Annotated in this window: 1 protein-coding gene; it reads left to right on the forward strand. The window is 70.1% G+C overall.

Annotation, left to right across the window (positions count from 1 at the left end):
- On the forward strand, positions 1–468 hold a 468-nt coding region (locus ACU8YC_RS26940), incomplete at both ends, for an aldehyde dehydrogenase family protein (RefSeq protein WP_446896252.1).

The raw sequence follows: 468 nt of genomic DNA on the forward strand, positions 1-468 counted from the left end.
ATCGTGCTGAAGCCGTCGCCGGAAACGCCGCTCACCGCGCTGCGCCTGGCCGAGCTCGCACGCGAAGCCGGCGTACCGCCCGGCGTGTTCAACGTCGTGACGGGCGGCCGCGTCTGCGGTTCGGCGCTCGCGAGCCATCCGTCGATCGCGAAGATCTCGTTCACCGGCTCGACGGTGGTCGGCAAGAAGCTCGCGGCGCTCGCGGGCGAGCACATGAAGCGCGCCACGATGGAGCTCGGCGGCCACGCCCCCGCGATCGTGTTCGGCGACGCCGATGTGGAGAAGGCGGTGGCCGTCCTGGCCCCCTCGAAGTTCCGCAATGCCGGCCAGGTCTGCGTCTCGCCGACCCGGTTCCTCGTGCACGACTCGGTCTTCGACCGCTTCGTCGAGGGCTTCACCACCTTCGCCAAGTCGGTGAAGGTCGGCGACGGGCTCGATCCCGAGACCAAGATGGGCCCGCTGGTCCAC

The sequence above is a fragment of the Citrobacter sp. VF227 genome, assembly GCF_052950715.1.